Genomic DNA, 923 nt, shown 5'->3' on the forward strand with positions numbered 1-923 from the left:
GTCTCATTCAGAGCAGCCTTGGCCCAGCGCAAGCCGAGCAGCGCCGCTGACAGGACAGGTTTGAGAGCGGTGATGGCGAAGGTTCGGTTGATTCGATGATCCGAGTCAATTTCATGTTCCTGCGCGGCGCTGAGGCAGCATAGGGCGTGCAGGTTGTCGCTGAGGATTTTGGCGCCGAAGTCCTGCCTAGCGGCCAACTGTGAGAGGCCGGACAGATGTTCGAGTGCCATGCGGTGTTTGAGGCGTTTGAAGGCCTCTTCCAGGCGCCAGCGCTGGTGATAGAGATCGCGGAAGGTGGCGGCCGGATGGCGGCGCCTGTCGAGCAGATTGGTGATAAGCACGCGTACCTTGCCGGCTGGCGAGATCTGCCGGATCAGCCGGACGGTCTGCGGGACGGCCGCACACTCATAGTCGCGCGCGTCATTGCGGGCTGGAGCCGGGAGCGTGACGATGCCCTCGGCGCGGCCGGAACGGACGAAGTGTCGCACGGCGGTAAAGCCGCTGCCGTCTGCGCGCATGCAGAAAGGAATGCCTCGTTGGTTGAGCACGGCCACCAGCCAGCGGGCTGGGTAGCCGCGGTCGAGGAGAAGCAAGTCGTCAGATTGCAGGCGGTCCAGATGCTCGAACAAGATCTGGCGTTCGTTCTCGTGCACGCTGTGCAATGAGGCAGTGAGCATGATCTCGGCCTCAGGCAGGTACAGGCCGAAGGCGAGTTGATCGCGGGTGGCGGCTCGAGGGAGATGGCTGCGGCGGATGGCAAAACGCAGGTGTGAGGCGTCCGCGGCGACCAGCCGAAAGCCATGCCAGCGCGGCACATGTTTGGACACTTGCTGAAGCAGCCAGTCATTGAGGTGAGCAAAGACATCGCCGCTGAGTTTGCTGCGAGCCTGGGCGAACGCTTGTTCACTGACGCCTCGGCACAA

Annotated in this window: 1 protein-coding gene; it reads right to left on the reverse strand. The window is 63.1% G+C overall.

What is annotated here, in order from left to right:
• Window positions 1-923: IS4 family transposase (locus AC1Q7H_RS39785; protein ID WP_492382512.1), on the reverse strand; the 923-nt coding region annotated here is incomplete at both ends.

It is taken from the genome of Cupriavidus sp. GW823-FHT06D04, from assembly GCF_058795055.1.